Origin of the sequence: Brucella tritici (assembly GCF_008932285.1) — a bacterium.
Lineage (GTDB): Bacteria > Pseudomonadota > Alphaproteobacteria > Rhizobiales > Rhizobiaceae > Brucella > Brucella tritici.
The window spans coordinates 1-1,217 of the sequence record NZ_WBVY01000022.1 but is presented as its reverse complement, the minus strand read 5'-3'; the positions used below and the strand labels follow the sequence as shown (position 1 = coordinate 1,217).

Below are 1,217 nucleotides of genomic sequence, written 5' to 3'. Positions count from 1 at the left end.
TGGAACTTATGTCGCCAGCGGGAGTTTCATGTCTGTTACTTAATTCACTGGAGAAATACAATGAAAATCAGAACGTTAGCGTTCTTAAGCGCTTGTATCATCGCGCCTTCGGCTGTGTTCGCTCAGGACACCGGCAAAACCTCTCCGGAAACTCCAGCGGTAGCAACGCCCGATAGCAACAATCCAGACGCGCCGGTTAAGGGTGCCAATAGCTTTACAGAAGATCAGGCCAAATTAAGGATTGAGGAGGCAGGATACACGGGCGTAAGCGGCCTTAAATTGAACGAAGAAAACGGCATCTGGGAAGCCTCTGCCATGAAAGGTGACGAGAAGCTGGACGTCCAGCTTGACTACCAGGGCAATGTCACAAAGAAGCCAATGTGAAGGTTTGGCTTCCGTCCGCCATTTGAACATGGGAGATTTCTATGAAAACCGTTACCGGATTATTTGACACTTATGAAGCAGCCAAGGATGCCGTGGCACGTCTCGAAAACGCTGGGTTCCCGTCAGACGACATTTCCATTGTATCCCACCGCCGCGACGATGACGGTGAGAGTAATGCCGGCTCTGGCGCGGGGGTTGGTGCAGGTCTAGGTGCGGCTGTCGGTGGTGCCGGTGGTCTTTTGACAGGACTTGGGTTGATGGCGATTCCAGGCGTTGGGCCAGTCGTGGCCGCAGGTTGGCTCGCAGCAACATTGACCGGTGCAGTCGGAGGCGCAGTTGTCGGGGGGGTCGCCGGTGGTCTCATCGGAGCGCTCACGGAGAGCGGGGTGTCGGAAGAAGACGCTCACTTATACGCTGAAGGCGTTCGTCGCGGTGGTTCACTTGTGACCGCTCGCATTGCCGATGATCGCGTCGCGGAAGCAGACGCTATTTTAGCCGGTGCCAGCCCGGTGGATATCAATGCGCGACGCAAACTTTATGTAGAGGAAGGCTGGCAACGGTTCGACGCGAACGCCGACCCCTATACCGAAGAGGAGATAGAACGGGAACGCAGCCGTTACCTTTAAAGCTTGAGCGGGCGAAAGCCCGCTCCACCAATGTGCTAGATAATCGTTCACAATTTTTTGCGTCTTACTGCATACAGGATCTCTTTTCGTTGATCTAACCAATGTTACCGATGCAGACTGTTGACGTGAAATACTTCCGTTTCTCCTCTGCCCATGATCCGGGATTATCAATCCCGCGTTTGATAAAACGTGACGTCCGACCGGTTC

The 1,217-nt window shown here is 53.9% G+C and carries 2 protein-coding genes; both read left to right on the top strand.

From position 1 onward, the window contains the following. Window positions 1-60: 60 nt before the first annotated feature. On the top strand, window positions 61-384 hold the full coding sequence (locus F9K94_RS24220) for a PepSY domain-containing protein (RefSeq protein ID WP_151649018.1): 324 nt from the start codon (window positions 61-63) through the stop codon (window positions 382-384). A gap of 41 nt (window positions 385-425) precedes the next feature. Further along, entirely contained in the window at window positions 426-1,010 is a 585-nt protein-coding gene (locus F9K94_RS24215) for a general stress protein (RefSeq protein WP_151610745.1), read from the top strand. Window positions 1,011-1,217 lie beyond the last annotated feature (207 nt).

What these genes read in the sequence shown, in the direction of transcription:
- F9K94_RS24220 (WP_151649018.1), top strand. Translation starts at nt 61, where the DNA reads ATGAAAATCAGAACGTTAGCGTTCTTAAGCGCTTGTATCATCGCGCCT.
- F9K94_RS24215 (WP_151610745.1), top strand. Translation starts at nt 426, where the DNA reads ATGAAAACCGTTACCGGATTATTTGACACTTATGAAGCAGCCAAGGAT.